26 protein-coding genes and 1 pseudogene are annotated in these 26438 nt (G+C 72.1%); 13 read left to right on the top strand and 14 right to left on the bottom strand.

The window, feature by feature from the left end:
• Positions 1-682: 682 nt before the first annotated feature.
• Positions 683-1048: a hypothetical protein gene (locus tag ACZ7BZ_RS09010; protein WP_470357779.1), complete on the top strand. Its 366-nt coding sequence runs from the start codon at positions 683-685 to the stop codon at positions 1046-1048.
• Positions 1045-1479, top strand: a complete 435-nt coding sequence (locus ACZ7BZ_RS09015) for an NUDIX hydrolase (protein ID WP_470357780.1) — start codon at positions 1045-1047, stop codon at positions 1477-1479. Before ACZ7BZ_RS09010 ends, ACZ7BZ_RS09015 begins: the two co-directional genes overlap by 4 nt.
• A gap of 444 nt (positions 1480-1923) precedes the next feature.
• Here ACZ7BZ_RS09015 and ACZ7BZ_RS09020 read toward each other — a convergent pair whose 3' ends face one another.
• The 4 genes from ACZ7BZ_RS09020 to ACZ7BZ_RS09035 form a co-directional block, all read right to left on the bottom strand.
• Positions 1924-2181: a Prokaryotic metallothionein gene (locus ACZ7BZ_RS09020; RefSeq protein WP_380454557.1), complete on the bottom strand. Its 258-nt coding sequence runs from the start codon at positions 2179-2181 to the stop codon at positions 1924-1926.
• A 174-nt stretch (positions 2182-2355) separates the two neighbouring features.
• Complete coding sequence (locus ACZ7BZ_RS09025) at positions 2356-2754, bottom strand: ACT domain-containing protein (protein WP_470357781.1); 399 nt, start codon at positions 2752-2754, stop codon at positions 2356-2358.
• Positions 2755-2815: 61 nt separating this feature from the next.
• The gene (locus tag ACZ7BZ_RS09030) at positions 2816-3448 is read right to left on the bottom strand and encodes an RICIN domain-containing protein (protein WP_470357782.1); all 633 of its coding nucleotides are present in this window, start codon (positions 3446-3448) and stop codon (positions 2816-2818) included.
• A gap of 215 nt (positions 3449-3663) precedes the next feature.
• On the bottom strand, positions 3664-3981 hold the full coding sequence (locus ACZ7BZ_RS09035) for a DUF6221 family protein (RefSeq protein WP_470357783.1): 318 nt from the start codon (positions 3979-3981) through the stop codon (positions 3664-3666).
• Between the two features lie 279 nt (positions 3982-4260).
• On the opposite strand from ACZ7BZ_RS09035, the gene ACZ7BZ_RS09040 reads away from it, so the two are divergent.
• Positions 4261-4938 (top strand): PadR family transcriptional regulator, encoded by a 678-nt coding sequence (locus tag ACZ7BZ_RS09040; RefSeq protein WP_470357784.1) that lies wholly within the window; start codon positions 4261-4263, stop codon positions 4936-4938.
• A 179-nt stretch (positions 4939-5117) separates the two neighbouring features.
• On the opposite strand, the gene ACZ7BZ_RS09045 is transcribed toward ACZ7BZ_RS09040, so the two are convergent.
• Positions 5118-5327 carry a hypothetical protein gene (locus tag ACZ7BZ_RS09045; protein WP_380454553.1) on the bottom strand — a complete coding sequence of 70 codons (210 nt, stop codon included), beginning with the start codon at positions 5325-5327 and terminating at the stop codon, positions 5118-5120.
• A gap of 39 nt (positions 5328-5366) precedes the next feature.
• Positions 5367-5597, bottom strand: a complete 231-nt coding sequence (locus ACZ7BZ_RS09050) for a hypothetical protein (protein ID WP_380454551.1) — start codon at positions 5595-5597, stop codon at positions 5367-5369.
• Positions 5598-6025: 428 nt separating this feature from the next.
• Here ACZ7BZ_RS09050 and ACZ7BZ_RS09055 point away from each other — a divergent pair, with 428 nt between their 5' ends.
• On the top strand, positions 6026-6724 hold the full coding sequence (locus ACZ7BZ_RS09055) for a bifunctional DNA primase/polymerase (protein ID WP_380454550.1): 699 nt from the start codon (positions 6026-6028) through the stop codon (positions 6722-6724).
• Between the two features lie 90 nt (positions 6725-6814).
• Here the strand turns inward: ACZ7BZ_RS09055 and map are convergent, their stop codons facing one another.
• Entirely contained in the window at positions 6815-7660 is an 846-nt protein-coding gene (map, locus tag ACZ7BZ_RS09060; protein ID WP_470357785.1) for a type I methionyl aminopeptidase, read from the bottom strand.
• 123 nt (positions 7661-7783) lie between these two features.
• Here map and ACZ7BZ_RS09065 point away from each other — a divergent pair, with 123 nt between their 5' ends.
• On the top strand, positions 7784-8014 hold the full coding sequence (locus ACZ7BZ_RS09065) for a hypothetical protein (protein ID WP_380454546.1): 231 nt from the start codon (positions 7784-7786) through the stop codon (positions 8012-8014).
• Positions 8015-8026: 12 nt separating this feature from the next.
• On the opposite strand, the gene ACZ7BZ_RS09070 is transcribed toward ACZ7BZ_RS09065, so the two are convergent.
• Positions 8027-9355 carry an MFS transporter gene (locus tag ACZ7BZ_RS09070; RefSeq protein ID WP_470357786.1) on the bottom strand — a complete coding sequence of 443 codons (1329 nt, stop codon included), beginning with the start codon at positions 9353-9355 and terminating at the stop codon, positions 8027-8029.
• 46 nt (positions 9356-9401) lie between these two features.
• A complete protein-coding gene (locus ACZ7BZ_RS09075) occupies positions 9402-10004 on the bottom strand; it encodes a hypothetical protein (RefSeq protein WP_470357787.1) in 603 nt (200 codons plus the stop codon).
• Positions 10005-10051: 47 nt separating this feature from the next.
• On the opposite strand from ACZ7BZ_RS09075, the gene npdG reads away from it, so the two are divergent.
• Together npdG and ACZ7BZ_RS09085 are read left to right on the top strand one after the other, a co-directional pair.
• On the top strand, positions 10052-10744 hold the full coding sequence (gene npdG, locus ACZ7BZ_RS09080) for an NADPH-dependent F420 reductase (RefSeq protein WP_470357788.1): 693 nt from the start codon (positions 10052-10054) through the stop codon (positions 10742-10744).
• A gap of 192 nt (positions 10745-10936) precedes the next feature.
• Positions 10937-11128 (top strand): hypothetical protein, encoded by a 192-nt coding sequence (locus ACZ7BZ_RS09085; protein ID WP_380454537.1) that lies wholly within the window; start codon positions 10937-10939, stop codon positions 11126-11128.
• On the opposite strand, the gene ACZ7BZ_RS09090 is transcribed toward ACZ7BZ_RS09085, so the two are convergent.
• On the bottom strand, positions 11125-11940 hold the full coding sequence (locus ACZ7BZ_RS09090) for a site-2 protease family protein (protein WP_470357789.1): 816 nt from the start codon (positions 11938-11940) through the stop codon (positions 11125-11127). The two genes, ACZ7BZ_RS09085 and ACZ7BZ_RS09090, sit on opposite strands and share 4 nt — an antisense overlap.
• Before the next feature lie 192 nt (positions 11941-12132).
• Here ACZ7BZ_RS09090 and ACZ7BZ_RS09095 point away from each other — a divergent pair, with 192 nt between their 5' ends.
• A complete protein-coding gene (locus ACZ7BZ_RS09095) occupies positions 12133-15504 on the top strand; it encodes an AfsR/SARP family transcriptional regulator (protein ID WP_470357790.1) in 3372 nt (1123 codons plus the stop codon).
• A gap of 154 nt (positions 15505-15658) precedes the next feature.
• On the opposite strand, the gene ACZ7BZ_RS09100 is transcribed toward ACZ7BZ_RS09095, so the two are convergent.
• The 3 genes from ACZ7BZ_RS09100 to panB form a co-directional block, all read right to left on the bottom strand.
• Positions 15659-16489 (bottom strand): ABC transporter permease, encoded by an 831-nt coding sequence (locus ACZ7BZ_RS09100; protein ID WP_470357791.1) that lies wholly within the window; start codon positions 16487-16489, stop codon positions 15659-15661.
• Positions 16486-17511, bottom strand: coding sequence for an ATP-binding cassette domain-containing protein (locus ACZ7BZ_RS09105; protein ID WP_470357792.1), 1026 nt, complete (start codon positions 17509-17511; stop codon positions 16486-16488). Before ACZ7BZ_RS09105 ends, ACZ7BZ_RS09100 begins: the two co-directional genes overlap by 4 nt.
• 150 nt (positions 17512-17661) lie before the next feature.
• Positions 17662-18531: a 3-methyl-2-oxobutanoate hydroxymethyltransferase gene (gene panB / locus ACZ7BZ_RS09110; protein ID WP_380455878.1), complete on the bottom strand. Its 870-nt coding sequence runs from the start codon at positions 18529-18531 to the stop codon at positions 17662-17664.
• Between the two features lie 278 nt (positions 18532-18809).
• Between panB and ACZ7BZ_RS09115 the strand changes: the two genes are divergently transcribed.
• From ACZ7BZ_RS09115 to ACZ7BZ_RS09125, 3 genes are all read left to right on the top strand, one after another.
• Positions 18810-20435, top strand: coding sequence for a DHA2 family efflux MFS transporter permease subunit (locus tag ACZ7BZ_RS09115; RefSeq protein WP_470357793.1), 1626 nt, complete (start codon positions 18810-18812; stop codon positions 20433-20435).
• A gap of 179 nt (positions 20436-20614) precedes the next feature.
• Positions 20615-21244, top strand: a complete 630-nt coding sequence (locus ACZ7BZ_RS09120) for a TetR/AcrR family transcriptional regulator (RefSeq protein ID WP_470357794.1) — start codon at positions 20615-20617, stop codon at positions 21242-21244.
• Between the two features lie 198 nt (positions 21245-21442).
• Positions 21443-22486, top strand: a complete 1044-nt coding sequence (locus ACZ7BZ_RS09125) for an endonuclease/exonuclease/phosphatase family protein (protein ID WP_470357795.1) — start codon at positions 21443-21445, stop codon at positions 22484-22486.
• Between the two features lie 32 nt (positions 22487-22518).
• On the opposite strand, the gene ACZ7BZ_RS09130 is transcribed toward ACZ7BZ_RS09125, so the two are convergent.
• Entirely contained in the window at positions 22519-24273 is a 1755-nt protein-coding gene (locus ACZ7BZ_RS09130) for an NAD+ synthase (protein WP_380455866.1), read from the bottom strand.
• 175 nt (positions 24274-24448) lie between these two features.
• Here ACZ7BZ_RS09130 and glnA point away from each other — a divergent pair, with 175 nt between their 5' ends.
• Positions 24449-25810 (top strand): type I glutamate--ammonia ligase, encoded by a 1362-nt coding sequence (gene glnA / locus ACZ7BZ_RS09135; RefSeq protein ID WP_380419757.1) that lies wholly within the window; start codon positions 24449-24451, stop codon positions 25808-25810.
• 170 nt (positions 25811-25980) lie between these two features.
• Positions 25981-26438, top strand: a pseudogene (locus ACZ7BZ_RS09140) (hypothetical protein); the annotation flags it as partial.

The raw sequence follows: 26438 nt of genomic DNA on the forward strand, positions 1-26438 counted from the left end.
GGCCCCCGGGCCTGCGAAACAGCAGGTCAGGGGGCCTTTTCATGTCTCGAAGACGTGTAGTCACTTGCTGACCTTCGTGCCGATTGCGGCCTCTTTCCGGGTGTGCCGTGGCGATCGCGTGGCGGTGAGAACTGTCGAAACAACCCTCCGAGGTCCATGCGCCGGTCACGACAGCGCTCGCTGTGCTCGCGCGACTCAGCTGGCCGGCGCCTCCCCGAGTAGCATGTATGGCCGACCGGTGAGCTGGCGATGCAGCGTCTCGGCGCGGGATCGGATGAGACCCTCTCGGTAGGCAGCTGGCAGCCGCTCCCACCCCCCGGACGCCATTTCGGCAGCACCTCGGGTCGCCGTCGACGCGCAGGCATACGGTGGTGTCCACTGCCAGCAGGGCGTGCACCATCACCGACGGAGAATCCGTGAGCGCTTCTGCTCGGGGTGGCCGAACCAGGTGTCAGCCGCCTCGGCACCATCCAGGCGCTCCGCCAGACTCCGCACGTCGTCCACTGCGCGTCGGGCCCAACCGAGGTCGCCGGAGGCCCCTGGCCGTGGTCATCAAGACCGGGGTCACCGAATCGCCCACGACCAGCTCGCCCGCCTCGACGGCTACCTCGCCGGCCGCGCGGAGATCGCCCGCTTCCTCACCGGCGAGCTCGCCCGGATACCCAGTCTGGAGGTCACCGAGATGCCCGACGGGGTGATCCCGTCCTGGTACGGGTTGACGCTCACCTACCGGCCCGACGAGCTCGGCGGCCTGCCGATCGAGCGGTTCCACCAGGCGCTGATCGCCGAGGGCGCCACCGAGTTCGACCGGCCCGGCTCCACCTGCCCGATGAACCAGCTGCCGCTGTACCGGCAGCCCACCCCGCTGTTCCCGGGCCACCCGCACTCCCACCGCCGGTACCAGGCCGGGGACTTCCCCGTCGCCGAGCACGCCCACGCCCACACGATCAAGCTCCCCGTCTGGCATCGTGAGCAGGATCTCGAACTGGCCGAGCAGTACGTCCGCGCGGCCATCAAGATCAGCGACCATCACGAGGAGCTGCAATGACCGTCACCTCCCCCGAGTTCGTGGCCGGCCTGGCGGCAGACGCCGAAGCCGCCGGAATCACCGGCTTCGTCGCCGCCGCCGTGATCAACCACGACGGCCGCACCCTGCTCGTACGGCGCAACCCCGACGACTACATGGGCGGGATGTGGGAGATCCCCTCCGGCACGGTCGAGACCGGGGAGACGATCCTGGACGCCCTCTACCGGGAGACCGCCGAGGAGACCGGCCTGACCATCGATCAGGTCACCGACTACATCGGTCACTTCGACTACCAGAACAGCCGCGGCGGTACGACCCGCCAGTTCAACTTCGCCGTCAGGGTGGAGAAGACCGAACCGGTCGTCCTCACCGAGCACGACGCCCATCAGTGGGCACTCCCGGGCGAATTGCCCGAGGTGAGCGACGCGGTCCGAAAGCTGATCGCCCGCTGAGGTGGTGCGGGTGTGGCGGGGCCCTCGGACCCCGAGGGCCCCGCCACACCACGGTCGCGACGATTGCGCGTACAGAAGTGCCGCCGCGATCGGAACCTGGTGGTCCCGGCAGCTCATCCGGCCGAACGCCGGAGACCGTGGCCGTGAGCGAAGTGACGATTGCGGCCTGACGGGCGCCGATCGAACTGCAACGAATCGAAGACCACGATCTCCATGCTGCGAGTCATGTGACGCAGAGTGTCCTTCGGCAGCTGAGTGGCGGTCGCCGAGGGTGTGGCGATCAGGTGGCGATCGGGCCGCCGGGAAGAACGTTTCCGCAGGTGGCTGCTGGTGCGGAGACTGTTCCCGGCGGACAGGCCGACTCTTCCGCCCCCTGAACGTCGGAGGCCCTCCGGCCCGCGCGCGTGGCGCCGGCCGGAGGGCCTCCGTGCGTCCCGTCCCGACTCAGGCCGGGCGGGAGCCGACGGCGTCGCGGATCTGTTCGCCGAGGCCGCCGTTGACGCGGGCGCAGTTGGCGCAGCAGAAGAACATGCCGGCCACCTCGACGCCGTGGCCGACGATGCGCACGTGGCACTGTTCGCAGCGTGGGGCGAGTTTCTCCATCGCGCACTCGAAGCTGTCGAAGGTGTAGGTGTCGCCGGTGACCGTCTTGATCTCGAAGGCGAGCCAGTAGTCGTTGCCGCAGGTGACGCAGATGGCCATGGCGGCCGTCTCCTTCCGGTGGGGGCCGGCCCTGGCGGGGCGGCTCCTTCCAGTGTCGAAGGACCGGCGGGCGGCGGCCACCCGGTGGGCCCGTCCGGCGGGACCGGCCGGGCGGCGCAGGGCGGAGGCAGGCGGCGTCGGGCGGGGCCGTCAGGCGGGACCCGGGCGGGAGCGTCAGACGGAGCCGGCGGAGAGCTCCTCCAGGGCCCGGACGGCGCGGTCGGCGTCGTCGGCGGCGACGAACAGGTGGTCGTGGTGGAAGCCGGCCACCACGTTGCAACTGATGCCCCGCTCGGCGAGCCGCCCGGCGACGGCCGCGGTCAGTCCGACGGCCTCCAGCGCGGAGTGGATCTGCAGGGTGATCCAGGCTGCCACGAACTCGTAGCGCAGTCCGAGCGCGTCCGCCTCGTCCTGGGCGACCACCACCGTGACCCCTTCGGGTTCGGCCACGGTCACCACCGGCCGCATCCCGGCGGGCACCTTCGCAGGGAGGGTGCAGTAGACGTACCGCCCCGGGTTGAGCTGCGGGCGCATCCCGCGGAGCAGGGTCGCAAGGTCTCGTTCACCGGCCATACCCGTCACCGTATCGGTTCGTCCGGGCCGGTGCCGTCCGGCGGATGTCCTGTCGCTCGGCTCACCGGATCGTCCGGTCGCGCTTCCCGATCAGCCGAAGATGGCGTCCCGGTCGGTGGCCATGCGCACCTGATTCGGGTGCCGGGTGATCCAGTCGGCGAAGTGCGCGCCAGCGCGCCTCAGGTCGTGGAATCGTCCTGGCAGTCGTCCACGTCGCGCCCGAGAATGTGCCGTCGATGCCGGTCTGCGACAGCAGGGACGCCATGCAGTTGGTGGAGTTGCCGCTGTCGTCGAGGGCGAACGCCGTGACGCGGCCGAGTTGCCGGCCGCCGTGGCTGCCGCCACAGCCGGATCCTGGCGCCGTCGGTGTGGTTGTTGTCCTCCAGGTCCAGGTCCAGGCACTTGCCGGAGACGGCGTTGTAGAACGCGCCGCGCCGGGACGCCCGTCGGGGTATTCGCGTGAGATCCACCTCTGGGCGCCGGAGCCGTTGCAGTCGTAGCCCTGGCCCTGCGCGTCGTTCGCCGTGGAACTCCCGTCCGCCTCAAGGCACTTGCTGTTGCCGAAGGTGATCGTGAATGCCTGGTCGGTGACCGTGGTGACGGCCCGCGCGGGGGTCGAGGGAGCTGCGAGCGTGGCGCGGACGGCCAGGGCCAACAGGCCCAGCCAGGTGCCGACGCGTGATCGTCTGTTCATGGGCCCGAATGCTGTCGGCGCCCGGTGGACGTGCGATCAACAAGCCGTCGGGAGTCTGCCGGACTCCGTGGGCCGCTGGCGGATGTCCTGTGCCACTGGACCTTGACCGATTGCCACTGAAGTTTGACCGCTGCCCCAGTTCGTGCCGGCGAAACGTTGACGGCTTCGCCAGTTCCCCGGTTCGTGCGGCCAGGACTTGGGACGGGCGGGGCTTCCTAGGGCAGTGCCTGAGGACGCCACTCCTCACGGTAGTCGGGGGCATCGTGGTAGATCTGGGCAAGGAGTCTGACCGCCGCTCCAAGACCGGCGGCCCAGCCGGCGTCGAAGTCTTTGCTGGTGGCGGCCAAAGCTGGCATGTCGAGGTGTGCGACCGGTGCGTAGAGATCTGTGACCGCGCGAACCATGTCGATCATTGGGATCGTGCTGTCGAGGTGCACGTCCGTGTCGGGGGGAGCAAGCGACGTGATCATCACGACGTTGTGCTCGTCCGCGTCGAGTTTCGCTCGCACGAACTGGATGAGGCCATCGTTCATGGTGATCATCCTGACCGACGGCCGCGCGGTTCGTGAAGCCCTGTGCCTGTCGCCGCACGCCCGGTGGATGCCTGTTGAGCAGGGCGGTCAAGATTCAGCGGCAGAAACGCACGTCGGTCGACGTTCAGTGGCAATCGGTCAAGGTCCAGTGGCACGGGACAGCGGAGCCGTGTCGGTATCCGTTGACGAGCGACAGTCACCGATATATCGTCGAACTATCGAGATAGTTACTCGACTGTCTCGGATGTGTCAGATCAAAACCTTCAGGAGGTGGGCGCCATGCGCTCAGGAATGCGATTTCGCGGGGAGGGCCCGCGCGGCGGCGGGCGACGCCGTGGGCCGGGCCCGGAGTTCCGGGGGATGCCCGGGGACGGCTTCGAGGGGCGGGAGGTCTTCGGCGGCTTCGGCCCGCCGTTCGGCGACGGTGGCCCCGGCCGGTCGGTGGGCGGCCCGTTCGGGCACGGCTTCGGCGGCCACGGCGGCCGGCGCGGTGGCCCGCACGGGCGGCGCGGCGGCCGGGCCCGGCGCGGCGACGTCCGGGCCTCGCTGCTGGCGCTGCTCAAGGAGCGGCCGATGCACGGCTACGAGATGATCGCCGAGATCACCGAGCGGACCAACGGGGCCTGGCGGCCCAGCCCGGGGTCGATCTACCCGAACCTCCAACTGCTGGAGGAGGAGGGCATGATCACGGCGGAGGAGGTCGGTGGCAAGCGGCTGGTCTCGCTCACCGAGAAGGGCCGCGCAGAGGCCGAGGCCGGTCCCGCCGAGCCGTGGGCCGAAGCCGGCCGGGAGGTCGACTGGGAGGCCGTCCAGGAGGTCGGCCAGGCGCTCGCCGCGGTCGAGCAGGCGGTCCAGCAGGTCATGCGGACGGGCACCGAGGCGCAGCGCGTCAAGGGCCTGGCGGTGCTGACCGAGGCCCGCAAGAAGCTCTACCTCATCCTCGCCGAGGATGACTGACCGGTGCGGGGGGCCGGTCCCGGCGGCAGCCGGCGACACGGGCGGTGCCGCTGCTCAAGGGTCGACCGCTGCCCAAGGGTCGATGTCTGCTCAAGGGCCGACCATGGCCCAGGGGTCGATCGCTCCTCAGGGGTGGAGCACTCCTGAGGGACCGATCATTGCGCGGGTCGGCCGGCTGCTCAGGGGCGGACCACGAACAGGGCCACGCAGGCGAGCAGCAGCACCGCCCAGCCGAACCAGAGCCAGCCGTCCGGGCCGATCGTCACGCTGTAGAGGCAGACCACCAGCAGCAGCACCCCCGTCACCCCGGCGACCTGCCGGTTGTGGTGGGCGGCCGCCTGCGCGCGGCTCCTGGAGCGCCGTACGGGGTGCCGTGCCGTCCTGGCCATGCCGACCTCCCGGGGAGGGGAAGGGGAGCGGGCGGCCGGTCAGTCCGAGGGTCCGGTGGAGGCCGCCTCGTCGTACTCGTAGCGCCAGAACCAGCTGAGCCCCCGCGTCTGCTTGCTCCGGACGTACACCAGTGTGCGCGCGGCGGCGTCGCCGTGCGCGGGGACCGGGACCTTGTACTTCTTGGGCACGCCGAGCATCGGCCCCAGCGGGATCGGGAGGATCCGCCCGTCCAGGGGCCCGCCGACGAATTCGGTGTCCGCGCTCTTCACCCCTCCAGGGTCTCACCTCCACGCGGTGGCCACGGCGGGAGCACCCCGGGGCGGAGGCCCGGTGAGCACGGAGTGCCCGGAGTGTGACCGGAGAGGCACCGCCCCCGGTCATCCGGAGGCCCCGCGCACCCTTATCCTTCCTGTTACGCCCTCGGGGTCCGCCCCGGGTCAGCGGGCCCGTACGGGCCGGGCGGGGCGCGTGTCAGCGCGCCCTCCGGCCGTCACCGGCGCGGACAGCGTGCTGCCGCGACAGGCGTACCGAGACCCGGCGTCGGCCGTCCGGTGACCCCGGGCCGCGGTCGGCGGGGCGCGGACAGCAGGGCCGAGCACCACCCCGGGGAAGCAGCGGGGGGCGCCGTGCGTTGCGTCGGAGTGGTACGTCGAACGCTGTGTCGCACCAGGCACGGCAGTTGCGCGGAAGGGGCCCGATGGAAGCCGGCGGCAGGTGGACGACCTGGTGGCAGAAGCGTGACCGACAGCGGGACCGCCCGGGAGGCGCGGACCCGGCCGCCAGACTCGATCAACTGCTCGGCGCGGTACGCGCCGGATTCCCCCTCGCACCCGCCGCCCACCCGGCCGGCTACCGGTGCTCCTGCGACCGGGTGGCCTGCCCGGCCCCGGCCCAGCACCCGGTCTCCTTCGCCTGGCAGACCCAGGCCACCACCGACCCCGAGCAGCTCTCCCGCTGGCTCTCCCGCGACCCCCTGGCCAACTTCGTCACCGCCACCGGCCGGGTGCACGACGTGCTGGACGTTCCGGCCGAGGCCGGCCGGCTCGCCCTGGAGCGGCTCACCGCGCTGGGCGTCGAGGGCCCGGTCGCCGCCGTCGGCGAGGACCGCTACCTGTTCTTCACCGCCACCCGGGGCACCCCCCAGGACGAGGACGAGTGGTGGGACAGCGCGCTGGACTCCACCCCGGACACCATGTCCGAGCACCCCGGTCTGCGCTGGCACTGCCGCGGCTCGTACACCCTGCTCCCGCCGGCCGCGCTGCCGGACGGCTCCGAGGTGCGGTGGCTGCGCGGGCCCGAACTGCCGCTGCCGGACCCGCTGCGCGTCCTGGACGTGCTCACCGACGCCTGCACCGAGGTGGGCGCCGTCGCCGAGGAGCAGTGGCTGATCGGCTAGGACGCCCACCGGTCGGGGTCACGGCGGGGCTTGCGGAGAAGCGTGCGGCAGGACTCGCCGCAGGACTCGCCGCAGGGCTTACGCCAGGGCTTACGGCAGGGTGAGGATCTCCGCGCCGTCCGCCGTGACCACCAGGGTGTGCTCGAACTGGGCGGTGCGCTTGCGGTCCTTGGTGACGACCGTCCAGCCGTCCGGCCAGATCTCGTAGTCGTAGGTGCCCAGGGTGAGCATCGGCTCGATGGTGAAGGTCATGCCGGGCTTGATGACCTCGGTGGCCCGCTCGCTGTCGTAGTGCGGGATGATCAGGCCGGAGTGGAACGACGTGTTGATGCCGTGTCCGGTGAAGTCCCGCACCACGCCGTAGCCGAAGCGCTTGGCGTAGGACTCGATGACCCGTCCGATGACGTTGACCTGACGGCCCGGCTTGACCGCCTTGATCGCCCGGTCGAGGGACTCCCGGGTGCGCTCGACCAGCAGCCGGGACTCCTCGTCCACGTCGCCGACCAGGTAGGTGGCGTTGAGGTCGCCGTGCACCCCGTGGATGTACGCGGTGGCGTCGATGTTGACGATGTCGCCGTCCTGCAGCACGGTCGAGTCCGGGATGCCGTGGCAGATCACCTCGTTGATGGAGGTGCAGACGGACTTGGGGAAGCCGCGGTAGCCGAGGTCGGAGGGGTAGGCCCCGTGGTCGCACATGTACGCGTGGGCGACGGCGTCCAGCTCGTCGGTGGTGACACCGGGGGCGATCAGCTTGGCCGCCTCCTCCATTGCCCGGGCGGCGATCCCGCCGGCGATCCGCATCTTCTCGATCGTCTCGGCGGTCTGCACCTCGGGCCCGGTGTACGGCGTCGGGGCGGGCTTCCCGACGTACTCGGGGCGCGCGATGTGCGCCGGGACCTTGCGGGTGGGGGACTGGATGCCGGGTACGAGAGCCATGGCGGCGAGTCTAGTCGCCGCCCCCGCCCCCGCCCCGGCCCGGCGGCTCCCCCCGCGGTGTGCAGGGCGGCCCGGCCCGGGGAATGATCGGTACCGACCCTTGTGTCCGGACAGGAGAACACCATGCCCCTCGGATTCAACCGCAAGCCGACCGGCAAGCCCGGCGAGTGGTTCTACTGCATCAAGCACGGCAAGGTCGAGGAGGGCCCCGAGTGCCCGGCCAAGGACCGCCTCGGCCCGTACGCCACCCCCGACGAGGCCGCCCACGCCCTGCAGATCGCCGACGAGCGCAACCGCGAGTGGCAGAACGACCCGCGCTGGAGCGACCGGCCGAAGGACGAGGGCGGTCAGTAGCACGGCGACCGGTCACGCCGGGGCTGCGGTCTGCTGTTCCGTGCGTTCGTGCTCGGCGCGGACGGCCGCGGTGTGCGGGTCGGTGCGGTCGTCGTAGGCGAGCAGGCGGGGCAGGGCGGCGGCGACGGCGAGGACGGCGGCGACGCAGGCCAGGCCGCCGGTCCAGACGGCGGCGCGGGCTCCGAGCAGGCCGGCCATGGTGCCGGCCCGGACCTGGCCGAGCTGGGGGCCGACGGAGAAGCTGAGCAGTTCGACGCCGGCCATCCGGCCGCGGACCGCGTCCGGGATGGACTGGTTCCACATGGTGGAGCGGGCGAGCCCGCTGATCTCGTCCGCGCCGCCGGCCAGCGCCAGTCCGAGCAGCACCACCCAGACGTTCCCGGACAGCCCGGCCAGCGTCATGGCCGCGCCCCAGCCGACCGCGGCGGCCACCAGCAGCCGCCCGTGCCGGTGCACCCGGGACGCCCAGCCGCTGGTCGCGCCGACCAGCAGGGCGCCGACGGCGGAGGCCGCGTACATCGGGCCGAGTGCCCACTCCGCGCCCAACTCCGAGGCCAGGAACGGGAAGACGGCCACCGGGAAGGCGAACAGCATGGCGCAGACGTCGATCGCGTAGGTGCCCAGCAGGTCCTTGCGGCTCCACGCGTACCGCACGCCCGTCAACACCGCCCGTACAGAAGGGCGTTCGGCGCCGGTGGTCGGCGGCACCGCCTTGATCCGGACGAGCAGCAGCAACGAGACGGCGAAGGTCAGCACGTCCAGCGCGTACGCGGTCTGCACCCCCGAGAACGCCACCACGACACCGGCCAGCGCCGGCCCGGCCACCGAAGCGACGTTGTGGTACAGCGACTTGAGGGCGAAGGCGGCCGTCAGGTGCTGGTGCGCCACGATCCGCGGCAGCAGCGAATCGAGGGCCGGGCGCTGCAGGCCGTCGCAGGCCGCGACCAGTGCGGCGACCAGGTAGATCGGCCAGAGCAGCGGGTGCGGCAGCAGGGCGTTGAGCAGCAGCAGCCCGGCGAGCAGGCCGAGTGCGGTCTCGGAGCGCAGCACCAGCCGTCGGCGGTCCAGGGCGTCGGCGAGGGCGCCGCCCCAGAGGCCGAAGACGATCAGCGGAACGAGTTCGACGGCGCCGATCAGGCCCACCGCGAAGGAGGAGCCGGTGAGTTCCTTGATCTGCATCGGCACGGCGACGTACGTCAGGAAGCTGCCGAAGCTGGTGACGCAGCCGCTCGTCCACAGGTAGCGGAAGTCGCGGGAGGCGCGCCACGGCGTCAGATCGGGTGTCAGCGAGCGCAGCAGGCCGCGCGGCCGACCGGTATGCGGTGGTTCGTCGTCGTTCACGAACCACCATCCTCGGACGGTCGGTTCCGCGCCCGCAACGGGTTTTTCACCAGCGGTTGATCGCGGGCCCCGCGGTCAGCCGCCCGGCGAGTCCGGCCAGCCGGTCCAGCGCGGAGCGGCGGCCCGGCGGCTGCCCGGCGGCGGCGCTGACCAGGTGCTGGGCGAGGTCGAAGGGCTCCTCGGCGGCGGTGCCGACGCCGAGCCGCTCGTGCGCGAGACCGGCGAGGTCGCCGGTGGCGGAAGCGGTGCCGTCCAGCGCCAGCACCGTCGCGCCGTGCCGGCGGGCGTCCTGCACCCGCTCCAGCAGGGGGACGCCGGCGGCCCCCGGGGCCACCACCAGCACGGTGGCGCCGCGCCCGGCCTCGGTCAGCCGCCGCAGGTCGTGCGCCAGGTGGGCCGGGGCGGCGGCGGGCGGCCGGTGCCGCAGCAGGGTGGGTGCCAGCCGGGGGACGGCCGACCACGCGGCCTCGTCCTCCAGGTGGGCGGCCAGGTGCCAGGGCTCGTACGCCTCGGTGCCGACCAGGAGCAGCTGGCCCGCCCCGCGCCGTTCCACCGAGCGCCGCAGCGAGCCGGCGAAGCCGCCGACCGCCTCCAGCCAGCCGGTGCCCGCGAGCCGCTCCCGGAGTGCCGAAACTCTCACCGTGTCCATGCGGGCCAGGATGTCGCGCCGGGTCGGCGATTTGGGAAGATCGGCCCATGACTTCCCTCGAATCAGCGACAAACCCGGCCCACGAGCTGCCGGACGTCTCGCAGTTGGTGGTCGGCGTCCTCGGCGGCACCGGCGACCAGGGGCGCGGCCTCGCCCTGCGGCTGGCCAAGGCCGGCCAGCAGGTGATCATCGGCTCCCGCGACGCCGCCCGGGCCGAGGCCTCGGCCGCCGAGCTGGGCCTCGGCGTGCGCGGCGCCGACAACGCCACCGTCGCCCGGGAGAGCGACGTGGTGATCGTCGCGGTCCCGTGGGACGGCCACGCCGCGACCCTGACCGCGCTGCGCGGGGACCTGGCCGGAAAGATCGTCGTCGACTGCGTCAACCCGCTCGGCTTCGACAAGCAGGGTGCCTACGCGCTCAAGCCGGAGGAGGGCAGCGCCGCCGAGCAGGCCGCCGCACTGCTCCCGGACTCCCGGGTGACCGCCGCCTTCCACCACCTCTCGGCGGTGCTGCTGCAGGACGAGTCGGTCGAGCGGATCGACACCGACGTCATGGTGCTCGGCGACGACCGGCCCGCCACCGACGTGGTGCGGGCGCTGGCGAGCCTGATCCCGGGCATGCGCGGCATCTACTCGGGCCGGCTGCGCAACGCCCACCAGGTCGAGGCGCTGGTGGCCAACCTGATCTCGGTCAACCGCCGCTACAAGGCCCACGCGGGCCTGCGGGTCACCGACGTGTAGTGACCGACCGATGACCGGCGTCGTGTCGGCCCACCTCGGGGGGCCTGTGCTCAGGATTCCGTCTGCCGTCCTCCGGACGGACGACGCGATCCTGACGACAGGCCCCCTGGGCCGAGCCCGGAGGTGAGGTCGGCGACAATGGGGGCCGGCCGCAACCCGGCCGTCCGTACCCGGTCCTAGGAGCCTCGCCCCATGCCTCGCACGTCCCTCTTCGCCCTGCTCGTCGTCGTCCTCGCGCTGGCGGCCGCCGTGGTCTCGATGATCGAGGGCTTCTGGATCGGGCTGATCTGGCTCCCGCTCGCCGGTGTGGCGAGCAACGTGCTGTGGATGAACCGCCGCAAGGCGAAGATCGCCGAAGCGGCGGCCGCCGCCCAGCAGGGCTAGCTCTTCCAGAAGCTGAACAGGTACCGGCCGACCGTCGCGTAGTCGGTGTCCACGCCGAACAGGCTCATCAGGTCGTGGACGATCCCGAAGAAGAACGAGTTCACCTCGGGCTGCCACAGCAGCGCGAACACCGCGAGCATCCCGTACGGGGCGAAGGGCTCGACCGAGCGCCGGGTCTTGGCCGACAGCCAGGGCTCGATGATCCCGTAGCCGTCCAGGCCGGGCACCGGCAGCAGGTTGAGCAGGGCCGCGCTGAGCTGCAGCAGGCCGAGGAAGCCGAGGGCGCAGGCGAACGGGGAGACGGGCAGCTCGTAGCCGTAGTACGAGGCGTGCAGGTCGGAGTCGTCCAGCCAGCCCGCGCCGACCGGGATCAGCAGCGCCGCCGCGAACACCACGTTCACCAGCGGCCCGGCCGCCGAGATCAGGCTGTGCTTGAGGCGCCCCTGGATCCGGCTGCGCTCGATCCACACCGAGCCACCGGGAAGGCCGATGCCGCCGAGGATCACGAAGACGATCGGCAGGACGAAGCTGAGCAGCACATTGGTGTACTTCAGCGGGTTGAGCGTGAGGTAGCCCTTGGCGCCGACGGTGATGTCGCCGCCGTGCAGTGCGGTGCGCGCGTGGGCGTACTCGTGCAGGCATAGCGAGACCATCCAGCCCGACACCACGAACAGGAACACTCCGAACCGGGCGTTGCCGTATCCCGAGTACACCGCCCAGGCGGAGGTGCCGAGGGTGGCGAGGAGCACCCAGAACACCGGGCTGATCCGGCGGTCCTCGCTGCGGGAACGCGGCGTGGCGGCGAAGGTCATCTGTGGGGGCTCCGTGAACAGAGGGACGGGGGACTACCGGCTGGGACCGATCATGCCGGGCGGGCGGGGGCCGGACAAGCCGCCCAGGGGGAACGTCCGAGGGGTGGTGCCCGGTTCCGTCGGGCGGCGGTGCCCGGTGGGTGCCAGCACAATTGTGCGCCCTCGCAGCCGCCGATCGACCAGAATGGACCGGTGCACTACGGCATCCTCGGAACCACCACGGCCCACCACGACGACGGCACGCCGGTCCCGCTCGGCGGCGCCAGGCTGCGGGCGCTGCTCACCGCGCTGGCCCTTCGGCAGGGCCGACCGGTCCCGGCCGACCTGCTGGTGGACGAGGTGTGGGAGGCCGAGCCGCCGCAGGACTCCTCGGCCGCCCTGCAGACCCTGGTCGGCCGGCTGCGCCGCACCATCGGGCGGGAGCGGATCGGCTCCGGCCCGGCCGGGTACTGGCTGACCGACCCGGCCACCGACCTCGCCGACTTCCAGCGGCTGAGCACCGAGGGCCGCCGCGCCCTCGACGCCGGTGACCACGCGCTGGCCGCCGAACGGTTGCGCGCCGCCCTGGCGTTGTGGCGCGGCCCCGCCCTGGCCGACCTGCCGGACCGCAGTGGGCCGGCCGCCCGGCTGGAGTCCCAGCGGGACGAGGCCCGCCGCCATCGGATAGCCGCCGACCTCGGGCTCGGCCGGGCCGGGGAGCTGGTCGCCGAACTCGCCGAACTGTGCGACCGGCAGCCGCTGGACGAGCCCTTGCAGCTGCTGATGCTGCGGGCCCTGCACGGGAGCGGCCGTACGGCCGAGGCGCTGCGGCACTACGAGCGCACCAGGCGCGCCCTGGCGGACGAGCTCGGCGCCGATCCGGGGCGGCAACTCCGTTCGTTCCACGCCGAGTTGCTCAAGTCAGCGGAAGCCGCTCCGGAGCCGGAGCCGGCCCCGGAGCGGTTGCGACCGGCCCCGGTCGCGCCCCCGCCCGTCGCCCAACTCCCGCGCGCCACCGGCAACCTGCGCGGTCGGCTGACCAGCTTCGTCGGCCGGGAGAGCGATCTCGCCGCCCTGCGCGAGCTGGTGACGGCCCGTCGGCTGGTCACCCTGACCGGCCCCGGCGGCTCCGGCAAGACCAGGCTGTCGGTCGAGGCCGGCCGCGTCGAACAGTCCGCCGGGCAGTGGCCGGACGGCGTCTGGCTGGCCGAACTCGCCCCGCTGGAGAGTCCGGAGGCCGTCCCCGCCGCCGTGGTCTCCGCGCTCGGCCTGCGGGAGATCGTGCTGCACAGCGCCAGCATGGTCGCCGAGGTGATGGAGAAGCGCGCCGAGGACCCGGTGCGCCGGCTGATCGAACACTGCGGCCACCGCCGGATGCTGCTGGTCCTGGACAACTGCGAGCACCTGATCCAGGCCGCCGCCGATCTCGTGGACACCCTGCTCGCGGAGTGCCCAGGGCTGACCGTGCTCGCCACCAGCCGGGAGCCGCTGGGCGTCCCCGGCGAGACCGTGCTGCCGGTCGAGCCGCTGCCCGACCCGGTGGCGCTGCGGCTGCTCACCGAGCGGGCCGCCGCCGCCCGCCCCGGCTTCGACCCGCAGGGCGATCCGGAGGCCTGCGCCGAGATCTGCCGCCGCCTGGACGGCCTGCCGCTGGCCATCGAACTGGCCGCCGCCCGGCTGCGGGTGATGACCGCCCGGCAGATCGCCGACCGCCTGGACGGCCGGTTCGCCCTGCTCACCGCCGGCAGCCGCACCCTGCTGCCGCGCCAGCAGACGCTGCGCGCGGTGGTCGACTGGAGCTGGGAGCTGCTGGGCAAGCGGGAACGGGCGGTGCTGCGCCGGCTCTCGGTGTTCGCGGGCGGCTGGCAGCTGGAGGACGCCGAGGCGATCTGCGCCGACGGCACCGGGGTGGTCGCCCCGGAGGTCGCCGACCTGCTGCTCTCCCTGGTGGACAAGTCCCTGCTGGTGGCCGACCTCGCCGACGACACCGGCCAGCCGCGCTACCGGATGCTGGAGACCATCCACGAGTACGCCACCGAGCGCCTCGCCGAGTCCGCCGCCGAACGCGACGCCACCGAGGCCCGGCACCTGGCGCACTTCCGCGCGCTGGTCGCCACCGCCGACCTCAACGTTCACGGCCCGCAGCAGTTGCACTGGCTGACCGTGCTGGAGCGCGAGCAGGACAACATCCGGGCCGCGCTGCGCCGCGCGGTCGACCGCGCCGACGAGGAGCAGGCGCTGGTCATCGCCGTCGGCATGAGCTGGTACTGGTCGCTGCGCGGCTACGGCATGGAGGCCCGCGGCTGGTACACCGCGATCGGCGCGCTCGGCCCGGACCCGTTCGGCCCGGACGCCCCCCGGCCGGTGCCGCTGGAGCGCAACGTGCTCGCGTACGGCGTCCCGATGCCCCGGGAGGTGGTCGAGGAGGCCCGCCGGTTGGTCGCGATGTTCCGGCTGATCGGGATGTTCGAGGGGAACCTCGACGTGCTCGGCAACCCGGACGCGGTCAGGATGGCGGAGGCGCTGCTGGACGCCTACACCCCGGAGCACCCGCAGGCCTACCGCTTCCCGGGGCTGATGCGGGTTTTCGGCGCCTTCCTGGCCGGCCGGCTGGAGGCGATGCGGGAGCTGATGGACGACGCCGTGCGCGGCTGCGAGGTGCACGGCGATCCGAACGACCTGGCGTTCGCCCTCCAGGTCCGGGCCAGGATGCTGAACGACTGGCCGGGCGGAGAGGAGCAGAGCATCCGGGACGGCGTGCGATCGCTGGAGCTGTTCGAGCAGGCCGGCGACCTCTGGGGGGTGTCCCAGGCGCTGTCGGCCCGCGGCGAGTCGCTGGCCAACCGCGGCGACGCCGTGGGCGCCGCCGCTGCGTACGAGCGGGCGATCGAACTGGCCGAGGAGCTGGGCGCACCGCAGGAGGTGCCGATGCTCCAGGTGAACCTCGGCAGCGCCCTGCTGGAGCAGGACCTGGAGCTCGGCGAGCGGATCATCAGGGAGGCGCTGGCCGCCATCGACGGTGCGGGGCTCAACCAGTCCGACACCGGCGCCCTGCTGTTCGGCCACCTGACGCTCTGCGGCATCCACGCCCAGCGCGGCGAGTACCCGCAGGCCCTGGCGGAGCTGGCGGGGCTCGACGCGATCACCTCGTCCGGGTTCGTGCCGGGCATCGTGCGCGGGATGCTGCTCAGCGCCCGGGGCTGGATCGTCGCCCGGGCGGGGGATCCGGACGAGGGGCTCGCCCTGCTGCGCGAGGGCCGCCGACTGCTGGTCTCGATGACGGCCGCGAGCGGGTTCGCCGAGCAGATGACGGTCATGGTGGTGCCGGCCGTGGTCGGGGTGCTGCGGGCGTTCGCGCAGCGGGACGGCGACCTGGAGCGGGCCCGGCAGGCGGCCGTGCTGATCGGCGCGCACACGCGGCTGAACGGCCCGAAGGGCGGCTACCTCGACCGGGTGGAGCGCGAGCGCTCGGCGGCCGTCCTGCAGGAGCTGCTGGGCGGTGCCGACTTCGAGGCGGCGCACGCGGTCGGTGAGGAGCTGACCCAGCGGCAGACCCAGGAGATGCTGACGGAGCTGATCGGCTGAGGCCTCCCCGGCGTCGCCCGCCCGGCAGGGTTCGCGGGACACGCCGCAGGGGCCGGTCGTACGGGTGCCCGTCCCCTGGTCACCCGTACGACCGGCCCGCGTACCGGCCGGCGTCCTGTCCACGGCCGCCGTCCGGTCCTCGCCCCCGGCCCGCTCAGGTCCGCTTGCGGAAGCGGGCCACGGCGAGCGGGGCGAAGATCGCGGTCGAGGCGGCGGACCAGACCAGCACGATCATCACGGGGTGGGCGACCGCTCCCTGGCCGTTGAGCAGGGCCCGGGAGGCGTCGGCCAGCGCGGACAGCGGGTTGACCTTGGTGAAGGCCTGCAGCCAGCCCGGCATGGTGCTGGTCGGCGCGAAGATCGAGCTGCCGAACTGCATCGGCATCAGGACCAGCATGGAGACGCCCTGGACGGCCTGGGCGCTCTTCAGCGACATGCCGAGCAGCATCGAGATCCAGACGATCGACATGCCGAACACCAGCGACAGGCCGACCGTGGCCAGCAGCTCCGGCAGGCCTGTCTTCAGCTCGAAGCCGAGGAGGAACGCGAAGGTCAGCAGGATCGCGGAGGAGAGCAGGGCGCGCAGGGTCTCGGCGACGATCTTGGAGAGCAGGACGGAGGCCCGGCCGATCGGCAGGGTGCGGAAGCGGTCCATCACCCCGGTCTGGAAGTCGGTGTTCAGGCCGGTGCCGACGGCCAGCGCCAGCGTCATGCCGGTCTGGCCGAGCAGTCCGGGGATCATGAACTGCTTGTACTGGTCCGGGTCCTGGGCGAAGATCGCGCCGCCGAAGACGTAGACGAACAGCACGGTGAAGATGATCGGCATCAGCACGGCGTCGAACATCGACTCCGGGTCGGCCTTGATCCGCATCAGGTTGCGGCGGGTCAGCGCACCGATGTGGCGCAGGGTGCCGGCCAGGCCGATCCGGGTGTCGTCGGCCGGGAGGCGGTCGGCCCGGGCGGGAGTGAGCGTGGCGGTGGTCATGCGACGGGCTCCTTGACGAGGGCGTCGGCGGACGCGGTGGCCGCGTCGGCTGTGGGCTTGCCGGTGATGGCGAGGAAGACCTCGTCCAGGCTGGGCACCTTGGTGTCGATGCCGGCGATCGCGAAGCCGCGGCCGCCGAGCACCGCGATCACCGCGGTGAGCTGCTCCTCGCCGGTGATCGGCACCGCGAGCAGGCCTTCGTCGGGGGAGATGGTGGCGGAGCCGATCCCGGCCTCGTGGAGGCAGCGGGCCATCTCCGGCAGTTCGGCCGGGTGGGCCGGGCGGACCTGGAGGATCTGGCCGCCGACCTTGGCCTTGAGCTCGGCGACGCCGCCGTTGGCGATCACCTTGCCCCGGTCGATGACGGTCAGCTCGTTGGCGAGCTGCTCGGCCTCCTCCATGTACTGGGTGGTCAGCAGCACGGTGCTGCCTTCGGCGACCATCCGCTGCACCTCGTCCCACACCTCGTTGCGGGTGCGCGGGTCCAGGCCGGTGGTGGGCTCGTCCAGGTAGAGCACCCGGGGGCGGCCCATCATGCTGGCAGCCAGGTCGAGGCGCCGGCGCATGCCGCCGGAGTAGGTCTTGGCGATCCGCTTGGCGGCGTCGGTGAGCGAGAAGCGCTCCAGCAGCTCGGTGGCCCGGGCCTTGGCGTCGCGCCGGGAGAGGTCGAGCAGCCGGCCGATCAGGTAGAGGTTCTCGTAGCCGGAGAGCAGCTCGTCCACGGAGGCGTACTGCCCGGTCAGGCCGATGGTGCGGCGCAGCTGCTTGGGCTGGCTCAGGACGTCGTAGCCGCCGACGAACGCGGTGCCCGCGTCGGGCTTGATCAGCGTGGAGAGCACGCGGACCAGGGTGGTCTTGCCGGCGCCGTTGGGGCCGAGCAGGGCGAGGACGGTGCCTTCGCGGACGGTGAGGTCGACGCCGTCGAGGGCCTTGGTGTCGCCGAAGTGCTTGACGATGCCGTGCACCTCGACGGCGTTCCCGGCAGTTCCCCGCGTGTTCGGGGCGGTGGCGATTCCTGTCATGCCTCCAGGTTGTCCGCCCCGGCTGCCAGCCCCCTGTCGCCGGGGCGGCGCCGCTGTCAGGCCGCTGTCACCCGTCGTCCGGCGCCGTCGGGGCATGACAGCGGCCCCGCTCCGAGCTGCTCGGAACGGGGCCGTGAGGGCCAGGGGCCGTCAGTGGAAGCTGTGCTCCTCCGCCGGGAAGGCACCGCCGCGGACCTCCGCCGCGAACTCGCGGGCCGCGTCGCCGAGGACGCCGCGCAGGTTGGCGTACTTCTTGACGAACTTGGGCACCCGACCGGCGGTCATGCCGGCCATGTCGGTCCAGACCAGCACCTGGGCGTCGGTCTCCGGGCCGCCGCCGATGCCGACGGTCGGGATCGCCAGCTGCTCGGTGACCTGGGCGGCCAGCTCGGCCGGGACGGCCTCCAGCACCACCGAGAAGGCCCCGGCCTGCTGCACGGCCTTGGCGTCGCGGAGCAGCTGGTGGGCCGCCTCGTCGCCGCGGCCCTGGACGGGGTAGCCGCCGAAGGCGTGCACCGACTGCGGGGTGAGGCCGATGTGGGCCATCACCGGGATGCCGGCCTCGACCAGCAGCTCGATCGACCGGGCGCTGCGCTCGCCGCCCTCCAGCTTGACCGCGCCGACCCCGGCCTCCTTCATCAGCCGGGCCGCGTTGTGCATGGCCTGGGCGGGCGACTCCTGGTACGAGCCGAACGGCAGGTCGGCGACGATCATGGCGCGCTGGGTGCCGCGGACGACGGCGGCGGAGAGCATCACCATCTGATCCATGGTCACCGGCACGGTGGTCTCGTAGCCGAGGTGGCAGTTGCCGGCCGAGTCGCCGACGAGCAGGACGGGGATCCCGGCCTCGTCGAACACGCCCGCGGTGAGGGCGTCGTAGGCGGTGAGCATCGCCCACTTCTCGCCGCGCTGCTTGGCGCCGGCGAGGTCGCGGACGGTGACGCGGCGGTTGGTGACCCCGCCGTAGAGGGTGGCGGTCGACGCCTGGTTCTGGGCAGGCGAAGGCGAAGAAGCGTTCATCGAACGGACTCCTGAAGGGTTGTCGTCTCGTGGCGCCGTACGGCGTCCCCGGATCACCTCCATGCTTGCACGCCCCGGCGCGAGCGCAAAGAGGGGTGTCGCCGCCGGGGTGCGATCCACGCCACACCTCCCGGGGGCATCCACCGGGCTTTGCCTCGTTTTTACGAAACGGGCTCGTCTCGTATCGTATTGGCCGCTAATCTGTTCCCGGGGGGTTACGAGACGTCCGCGACTCGCAAATGCCCGCCAGTGCCACGCCAACACGGACGGGAAGACCAATGACCACCGCAGCCGCGCCACCCCGTGTGCCGGAAGCCATCCACCGCCGGCGCTGGGCGATCCTCTGCACCCTGGTGCTCGCCCTGCTCGTCGTCGTGCTCGACAACTCGATCCTCAACGTCGCGATGAAGACCATCGCGACCCCGGCCCCGGTCGGACTGGGCGCCACCCAGAGCGACCTGGAATGGTCGATCAACTCCTACACCCTGGTGTTCGCCGGGCTGCTCTTCACTTCGGGCCTGCTCGGCGACCGCTTCGGCCGCAAGCTCGCGCTGCTGGTCGGCATGGTGGTCTTCGGCATCGCCTCGCTGCTGTCCTCGATGTCCGGCTCGCCCGGCGAGCTCATCGGCTACCGCGGCCTGATGGGCGTCGGCGCCGCGCTCGCGATGCCCGCCACGCTGGCGATCATCATGAACGTCTTCGAGCGCGAGGAGCAGCCCAAGGCGATCGGCATCTGGGCCGGCGCGGTCGGCCTGGCCATCGCCATCGGCCCGATCACCGGCGGCGTGCTGATCGAGCACTTCTGGTGGGGCTCGGTCTTCCTGATCAACGTCCCGATCGTGATCGTCGCGGTGATCGCGATGGCGATCCTGGTCCCCGAGTCAAAGGACCCCAATCCGGGCGCCCTCGACCCGGTCGGCGTGCTGCTGTCCATCATCGGCCTGGTCGCGCTGATCTACGGCATCATCAAGGGCGGTGAGCTGGCCGACTTCACCTCCTTCGCCGCCTGGGGGCCGACCCTGCTCGGCGTGGTCGCCCTGGCCTCCTTCGTCGTGTACGAGCGCCGCATCCCGTTCCCCGCGCTGGACGTCACCTGGTTCCGCAACAAGGTGTTCAGCGCCTCCGTGGTGGTGGTCGGCGTGATCTTCTTCGCGCTGATGGGCGTCTCCTTCTTCGGCGTCTTCTACATCCAGAGCGTGCGCGGCTACAGCGCGCTGCAGGCCGGTCTGCTGATGCTGCCGCTGGCCGTCGCCCAGCTGATGTTCGCCCCGCGGGCCCGGCTGGTGGTCGACCGCCTCGGCGTCGCCGCCACCGCCGCCGGCGGCATGGTGCTGGTCGCGCTCGGCTTCGTCGGCTACACCGTGTTGACCGCTACCACCCCGATCTGGGTGCTGATCGTGCTCGGGCTGGTGATGGGTACGGGCATGGCGCACGTGATGCCGCCGGTGACCGTCGCGATCATGGGCTCGCTGCCCCGGGAGAAGGCTGGCGCCGGCTCGGCCGTCAACAACACCTTCCGCCAGGTCGGCGGCTCGCTCGGGGTCGCCGTGCTCGGCGCGGTGCTCTCCACCGTCTACCGCGACGGCATGTCCGACACCCTCACCCGTCTGCCGGAGAACCTGCGCGACAAGGCGGGCGAGTCGCTGGAGGCCACCCTGGCCATCGCCGGCCGGATCCCGGACGGCAAGGGGCAGGCGCTGATCGCCCCGGCGAACGACGCCTTCATCCACGCGATGCACGTGGTGGCCTCGCTCTCCGTCGGCATCTCGCTGGTCGGCGCGCTGGTCGCCTGGTTCCTGCTCCCGCGCCGCACCGCCGCCCCCGGCGGTCCGGGCAAGCCGGGCGCCATGGGCGGGCCGGCCACCGAGCAGCCGGGCCAGGCCCGGGAGTCCGCGGCCGCCTGACCCCGGCCGTTCGACCGGGGGCGCCTGACCTGCGGTCGACTGAGCGACAATGGCCCTGCCGGCCGGTGATTCCGGCCGGCGGGGCCCCGGCCCGGGCGGGGGCGGACCCCCGGCGTCCGGACCGACGGAACCACCGACGGCGCCCGCGCGCCCGGACCACCGAGGGAGAGACAGCGGGGATGAGGACGGACACGCCGAGCGCCGACACCGGGCAGCCCTGCGCGGCGGTACGCCGCGGCAGACCCCGCAGCGAGGCCGCCGAGCAGGCCATCTTCACCGCCGTCGAGGACCTGATGGCCGACGGCAACACGCTGTCCGACCTCACCATCGAGGGCATCGCCACCGCCGCCGGCGTCGGCAAGGCCACCATCTACCGGCGCTGGCCCAACAAGGAGGCCCTGCTGGTCGAGGTGGTCAGCCGGCTGGAGGAGCCGATGCCGGCCCCCACCGGCGGCGGCGCCCGCGAGGACCTGATCGCGATGGTCGACTACATCCGCCGCCGCGGCCTGGCCAAGCGCACCCGCTGGGTGCTCAAGGCCGCGCTCGGGCAGATGCAGACCCTGCCCGAGCTGCACGCCGCCTACCGGGAGCGGGTGGTCAAGCCCCGCCGGGACGCCGGGCTGCACCTGATCCGGCAGGCCGTCGCCGAGGGCGTGATCCGCGAGGACCTCGACGTGGAGCTGCTCGGCGACCTGCTGATGGGGCCGATCCTCTACCGCAGCATCCTCTCGGAGGACTCCGACCTGGACGACCCGGACCTCGCGCGCCGACTGGTCGACTCCGTCCTCGACGGCGTCGCACCCCGCTGAGGTTCACTCCTTCGTGCCCGGACGTGGCCTGGCTCACCAAAGCGGGCCACGCCGGAACCCGCTCCCGGGGCCGCGCGTCTGTCCCGGCATAGGCTGAGCCGGGAATCCGATCAAACCGGCACCGGTCCGGCGCCGCGCCCGTTCTCCCACGGGCCGGACCCCGGACCGGCGACGGCACGAACGAACGGGAGCCACGGCATGGCGCAGGCGGACAGCACCGAACGGACCACGGCCCGTGCCGGTGCGAGCGCGGCGACCGGCCGTACCGGCGGATTCCTCGGGCTGCGGGACTGGGGCCGGGACGCCCGCGGCGGCAACACCTGGCGGCGCGGGCTGCTGGTCGCCCTGCTGGCCCTGCTCACCGCGGTGCTGCTGGCCTTCCACGCCGAGGTGCCCAACACCGTCGGCAACCTCGGCAGCCTGCTGGAGACCTTCCTGCCCTGGGTGGGCCTGGCCGTCCCGGTGCTGCTGGTGCCCGCGCTGCTGCGCCGCTCCGCCACCGCGCTGATCGCCCTGCTGGTGCCCACCGTGCTGTGGGTCAACCTGTTCGGCGGGCTGGTCTCCGACAAGAGCGGCGGCAAGGGCGACTGGACGGTGGTCAGCCACAACGTGGAGGCCGGCAACACCGACGTGCCGGGCACCATCCGCGGCCTGATCGCCTCCGGCGCCGAGATCGTCGCCCTCCAGGAGCTGGCCGGCTCGCAGCTGCGGGCGTACGAGACCGGGCTCGCCGGGACGTACCCGCACCACACCGTGGAGGGAACGGTCGGGCTCTGGTCGAAGTACCCGATCGGCGACGCCTCCCCGGTGGACCTGAAGATGGGCTGGACCAGGGCGTTCCGGGCCCAGGTCAGCACCCCGCAGGGCCCGCTCGCGGTGTACGTCGCCCACCTGCCGTCCGTGCGGCTGAAGGCCGAGGGCGGCTTCACCGTCAACCAGCGGGACGTCAGCGCCCAGGCGCTCGGGGACGCGATCCAGGCCGAGCCGGTGAAGAAGGTGCTGCTGCTCGGCGACCTCAACGGCACCATGAACGACCGCAGCCTGGCGCCCGTCACCTCTCAGATGCGCTCGGCCCAGGGCGCGGCCGGGGACGGCTTCGGCTTCAGCTGGCCCGCGGCGTTCCCGATGGCGCGGATCGACCAGATCATGAGCAAGGGCGGGCTCCGGCCGGTCGACTCCCGCACCCTGCCCCGGGACGGCAGCGACCACCTCGCGGTGGTCGCCGCCTACACGTACGGCTGAGGCCCGGCTCGGCCTGCCCTGTCGGGGTACGGCTAGCCGCGGCGCCAGCGGTTGGTGATCGGCAGCCGGCGGTCCCGGCCGAAGTTCTTGACCGAGATCTTCGGGCCCGGCGGGTACTGGCGCCGCTTGTACTCGGCGGTGTCGACCAGCCGGACCACCCGGTCCACCACGGCCGGATCGAAGCCGGCCGCGACGATCGCGTCCCGGCCCTCGTCGTCCTCGATGTAGCGGGCCAGCACGGTGTCCAGCAGGTCGTAGTCCGGCAGCGAGTCGCTGTCCACCTGGTCCGGCCGCAGCTCGGCGGACGGCGGCTTGGTGATGGTGTTCTCCGGGATCGGCGGTACCTCGCCGCGCCGCTCTGCCTCCTCGTTGCGCCAGTTGGCGAGGCGGAAGACCAGCGACTTGTAGACGTCCTTGATCGGGCCGTAGGCGCCCACCGAGTCCCCGTACAGGGTCGAGTAGCCGACCGCCAGCTCGCTCTTGTTGCCGGGCGCGAGCACGATGTGCCCCTCCTGGTTGGAGATCGCCATCAGCAGGGTGCCGCGCAGCCGGGACTGCAGGTTCTCCTCGGCCAGGCCGGTCAGTTCGACGGCGCCGAGGTAGGCGTCGAACATCGGGGCGATGGAGACCGTCCGGAAGTGCAGCCCGGTGCGGCGGGCCAGTTCGGCGGCGTCGTCCCGGGAGTGCTGGGAGGAGTAGCGGCTGGGCATCGAGACGCAGTGCACGTTGTCGGCGCCGACCGCGTCCACCGCGATCGCGGCCACCAGCGCCGAGTCGATGCCGCCGGAGAGGCCGATCAGCACGGACCGGAACCCGTTCTTGGCCACGTACGCCCGGGTGCCGGCGACCAGCGCGGCCCAGATCTCGGCCTCGTCGGACAGCCGGGGCGCGATGCCGGCGGCGGGCCTCCCGGCGGGGACCGGGGCCGGCTCGTCGCTCAGCTCGGTGCGGACCAGGTGCAGCCCGTCGCTCAGCAGCAGGCCGTCGGTGTGGTCGCTGTCGGCGGCCGGCAGGTCGAGGTCCAGGACCAGCAGGTGCTCCTCGAACTGCGGTGCGCGGGCCAGGACTTCGCCGTCCGCGCCGACCACGATCGAGTCGCCGTCGAAGACCAGCTCGTCCTGGCCGCCGACCATGTTGACGTACGCCAGGGCGCAGTCCGCCTCGGCCGCGCGCCGCTGCACCAGCTCCAGCCGCTGGTCGTCCTTGTTCCGCTCGTACGGCGAGCCGTTGAGCACCAGCAGCAGCCCGGCCCTGGCCTCGCGGGCGGCGCTGACCCGGCCGCCGTCCTGCCAGATGTCCTCGCAGATCGCCAGCGCGATGTCCACCCCGTGCAGTCGCAGCACCGGCAGCTGGTCGCCGGGGACGAACCAGCGGTACTCGTCGAAGACGCCGTAGTTGGGCAGGTGGTGCTTGGCGAAGCGGGTGAGCACCCGGCCCCGGTGCAGCACCGCGGCGCAGTTCTGCGGCGAGCCCGCGGGGCGGCCCAGTCGCGGCGAGGCGTGCTCGGAGCGCCCGAGGTAGCCGACGACCACCGGCACCTCGCCGAGGCCGTCGTCGGCCAGCCGGCCCGCCAGCCGGACCAGGGCGTCGCGCGAGGCCTCCACGAAGGAGCGGCGCAGCGCGAGGTCCTCGACCGGGTACCCGGTCAGGGCCATCTCGGGGAACGCGACCAGCTGGGCGCCGGCCTCCACGGCCTGCTTGGTCCAGCGCACCACCTCATCGCTGTTGCGGGCGAGGTCACCGACCCAGGGGTCGATCTGGCTCAGGGCGAGACGGAGAGTGGGCATGTCCGGAAGTCTAATCGTCTAACTGACACAATGTCCTGTGAGGATCGTCGTACCGGGGGTCGGCCCTGCCGTGGCCCGCGGGGATCGGCCATGATGGGGGCAATCGCTTTACGAGGTCTTTCGGGGGCCTTCCCGGCGTAACACGCGCGTAAAGAGCAGAGGTGAGACTGTCCCCATGGGCAAGCAGCAGCAGTTCGTGCTTCGGACGCTCGAAGAGCGTGACATCCGGTTCGTCCGGCTGTGGTTCACCGACGTGCTCGGTTTCCTGAAGTCGGTCGCGGTGGCGCCGGCCGAACTGGAACAGGCCTTCGAGGAGGGCATCGGGTTCGACGGCTCGGCGATCGAGGGATTCGCCCGGGTGTACGAGTCCGACATGATCGCCAAGCCGGATCCGACCACCTTCCAGATCCTGCCGTGGCGCTCGGAGACCCCGGGCACCGCGCGGATGTTCTGCGACATCCTGATGCCGGACGGCTCGCCCTCCTACGCCGACCCGCGGTTCGTGCTCAAGCGCACCCTGGAGAAGGCCTCCGACCTGGGCTTCACCTTCTACACCCACCCCGAGATCGAGTTCTTCCTGCTGAAGAACCTGCCCGGCGACGGCACCGCGCCGATCCCCGCCGACCAGTCCGGCTACTTCGACCACACCCCGCGCGGGGTGGGCCACGACTTCCGCCGCCAGGCGATCACCATGCTGGAGTCGATGGGCATCTCGGTCGAGTTCTCGCACCACGAGGGCGCCCCCGGCCAGCAGGAGATCGACCTGCGCTACGCCGACGCGCTGTCCACCGCCGACAACATCATGACCTTCCGACTGGTCATGAAGGAGGTCGCGCTGGAGCAGGGCGTGCACGCGAGCTTCATGCCCAAGCCGTTCTCCGAGCACCCGGGCAGCGGGATGCACACCCATGTGTCGCTGTTCGAGGGCGACCGCAACGCCTTCCACGAGTCCGGCGCCGAGTACCAGCTCTCCAAGGTCGGCAGATCGTTCATCGCCGGCCTGCTGCGGCACGCCGCGGAGACGGCCGCCGTCACCAACCAGTGGGTGAACTCCTACAAGCGGATCTGGGGCGGCTCCCAGCGCACCGCCGGCGCCGGCGGCGAGGCCCCCTCGTACATCTGCTGGGGCCACAACAACCGCTCGGCGCTGATCCGGGTGCCGATGTACAAGCCGGGCAAGCAGGGCTCCACCCGGATCGAGGTCCGCTCGCTGGACACCGGCTGCAACCCCTACCTCGCCTACGCCGTCACCCTCGCGGCCGGCCTCAAGGGCATCGAGGAGGGCTACGAGCTGCCGCCCGGCGCCGACGACGACGTGTGGGCGCTGTCCGACTCCGAGCGCCGCGCCCTCGGCATCCAGCCGATGCCGCAGAACCTGGGCGAGGCCATCGACCTGATGCAGCGCAGCGAACTGGTCGCCGAGACCCTGGGCGAACACGTCTTCGACTTCTTCCTGCGCAACAAGCGCCAGGAGTGGGAGGAGTACCGCTCGGAGGTCACCCCGTTCGAGCTGCGGAAGAACCTCCAGGTGCTCTGAGCCCGGTTCAAACGTATTCGGGCCCGCCGTCACCCCAGCAGGCGATGGCGGGCCCTCCTCATGGGTGGATCTGCGGCCGATCGAATCTCCGATGGCGGTATGTGACGATTCTGTGACGGATTGTCGTGGTGCGATAAGCCTGCCAGCCCGTTCCGTCCAGAGAGGTCTCCATGCCTTCGTCATCCGTCAGTCGTGCTGCCGCCGCCCGTCTGCTCGCCCGCCGGGTCGGCGTCGCCGGTGCCGCCCTCGCCGCCGCGGCGGCCCAGCTGCTGGCCGCGCCCAGCCCCGCCGACGCCCGCGGCTCGGGCTCGAACTCGTCGAAGCCGCAGGTCCGGGCCGAAACCATCGCCTCGAACCCGCTGCCGTTCACCACCCGCTTCACGGGCAACTTCCACGGTTCCATCACCCGGATCAGCAACTCGCTGATGACCTGTGACGAGACCAAGGCGCCGCTGGACCCGGAGCAGCCGCCGTGCGAGCAGGCCCGCCAGGGCCTCGGCCCCAGGCCGATCAACAACAAGTACGAGATGAACTACATCAACATCGATCCGGGCTCGATCGGCCCGCTCGGCGACCCGATCTACTCCGCCAGCTCCGCCGACCTCGGCCTGATCGACGGATCCACCGT

It is taken from the genome of Kitasatospora sp. NPDC036934, from assembly GCF_055608425.1.

Coding starts and splice junctions, on each gene's coding strand:
- ACZ7BZ_RS09010 (WP_470357779.1), top strand. CDS start 683: ATGCCCGACGGGGTGATCCCGTCCTGGTACGGGTTGACGCTCACCTAC.
- ACZ7BZ_RS09015 (WP_470357780.1), top strand. CDS start 1,045: ATGACCGTCACCTCCCCCGAGTTCGTGGCCGGCCTGGCGGCAGACGCC.
- ACZ7BZ_RS09020 (WP_380454557.1), bottom strand. CDS start 2,181: ATGGCCATCTGCGTCACCTGCGGCAACGACTACTGGCTCGCCTTCGAG.
- ACZ7BZ_RS09025 (WP_470357781.1), bottom strand. CDS start 2,754: ATGGCCGGTGAACGAGACCTTGCGACCCTGCTCCGCGGGATGCGCCCG.
- ACZ7BZ_RS09030 (WP_470357782.1), bottom strand. CDS start 3,448: ATGAACAGACGATCACGCGTCGGCACCTGGCTGGGCCTGTTGGCCCTG.
- ACZ7BZ_RS09035 (WP_470357783.1), bottom strand. CDS start 3,981: ATGAACGATGGCCTCATCCAGTTCGTGCGAGCGAAACTCGACGCGGAC.
- ACZ7BZ_RS09040 (WP_470357784.1), top strand. CDS start 4,261: ATGCGCTCAGGAATGCGATTTCGCGGGGAGGGCCCGCGCGGCGGCGGG.
- ACZ7BZ_RS09045 (WP_380454553.1), bottom strand. CDS start 5,327: ATGGCCAGGACGGCACGGCACCCCGTACGGCGCTCCAGGAGCCGCGCG.
- ACZ7BZ_RS09055 (WP_380454550.1), top strand. CDS start 6,026: ATGGAAGCCGGCGGCAGGTGGACGACCTGGTGGCAGAAGCGTGACCGA.
- map (WP_470357785.1), bottom strand. CDS start 7,660: ATGGCTCTCGTACCCGGCATCCAGTCCCCCACCCGCAAGGTCCCGGCG.
- ACZ7BZ_RS09065 (WP_380454546.1), top strand. CDS start 7,784: ATGCCCCTCGGATTCAACCGCAAGCCGACCGGCAAGCCCGGCGAGTGG.
- ACZ7BZ_RS09075 (WP_470357787.1), bottom strand. CDS start 10,004: ATGGACACGGTGAGAGTTTCGGCACTCCGGGAGCGGCTCGCGGGCACC.
- npdG (WP_470357788.1), top strand. CDS start 10,052: ATGACTTCCCTCGAATCAGCGACAAACCCGGCCCACGAGCTGCCGGAC.
- ACZ7BZ_RS09085 (WP_380454537.1), top strand. CDS start 10,937: ATGCCTCGCACGTCCCTCTTCGCCCTGCTCGTCGTCGTCCTCGCGCTG.
- ACZ7BZ_RS09090 (WP_470357789.1), bottom strand. CDS start 11,940: ATGACCTTCGCCGCCACGCCGCGTTCCCGCAGCGAGGACCGCCGGATC.
- ACZ7BZ_RS09100 (WP_470357791.1), bottom strand. CDS start 16,489: ATGACCACCGCCACGCTCACTCCCGCCCGGGCCGACCGCCTCCCGGCC.
- ACZ7BZ_RS09105 (WP_470357792.1), bottom strand. CDS start 17,511: ATGACAGGAATCGCCACCGCCCCGAACACGCGGGGAACTGCCGGGAAC.
- panB (WP_380455878.1), bottom strand. CDS start 18,531: ATGAACGCTTCTTCGCCTTCGCCTGCCCAGAACCAGGCGTCGACCGCC.
- ACZ7BZ_RS09115 (WP_470357793.1), top strand. CDS start 18,810: ATGACCACCGCAGCCGCGCCACCCCGTGTGCCGGAAGCCATCCACCGC.
- ACZ7BZ_RS09120 (WP_470357794.1), top strand. CDS start 20,615: ATGAGGACGGACACGCCGAGCGCCGACACCGGGCAGCCCTGCGCGGCG.
- ACZ7BZ_RS09125 (WP_470357795.1), top strand. CDS start 21,443: ATGGCGCAGGCGGACAGCACCGAACGGACCACGGCCCGTGCCGGTGCG.
- ACZ7BZ_RS09130 (WP_380455866.1), bottom strand. CDS start 24,273: ATGCCCACTCTCCGTCTCGCCCTGAGCCAGATCGACCCCTGGGTCGGT.
- glnA (WP_380419757.1), top strand. CDS start 24,449: ATGGGCAAGCAGCAGCAGTTCGTGCTTCGGACGCTCGAAGAGCGTGAC.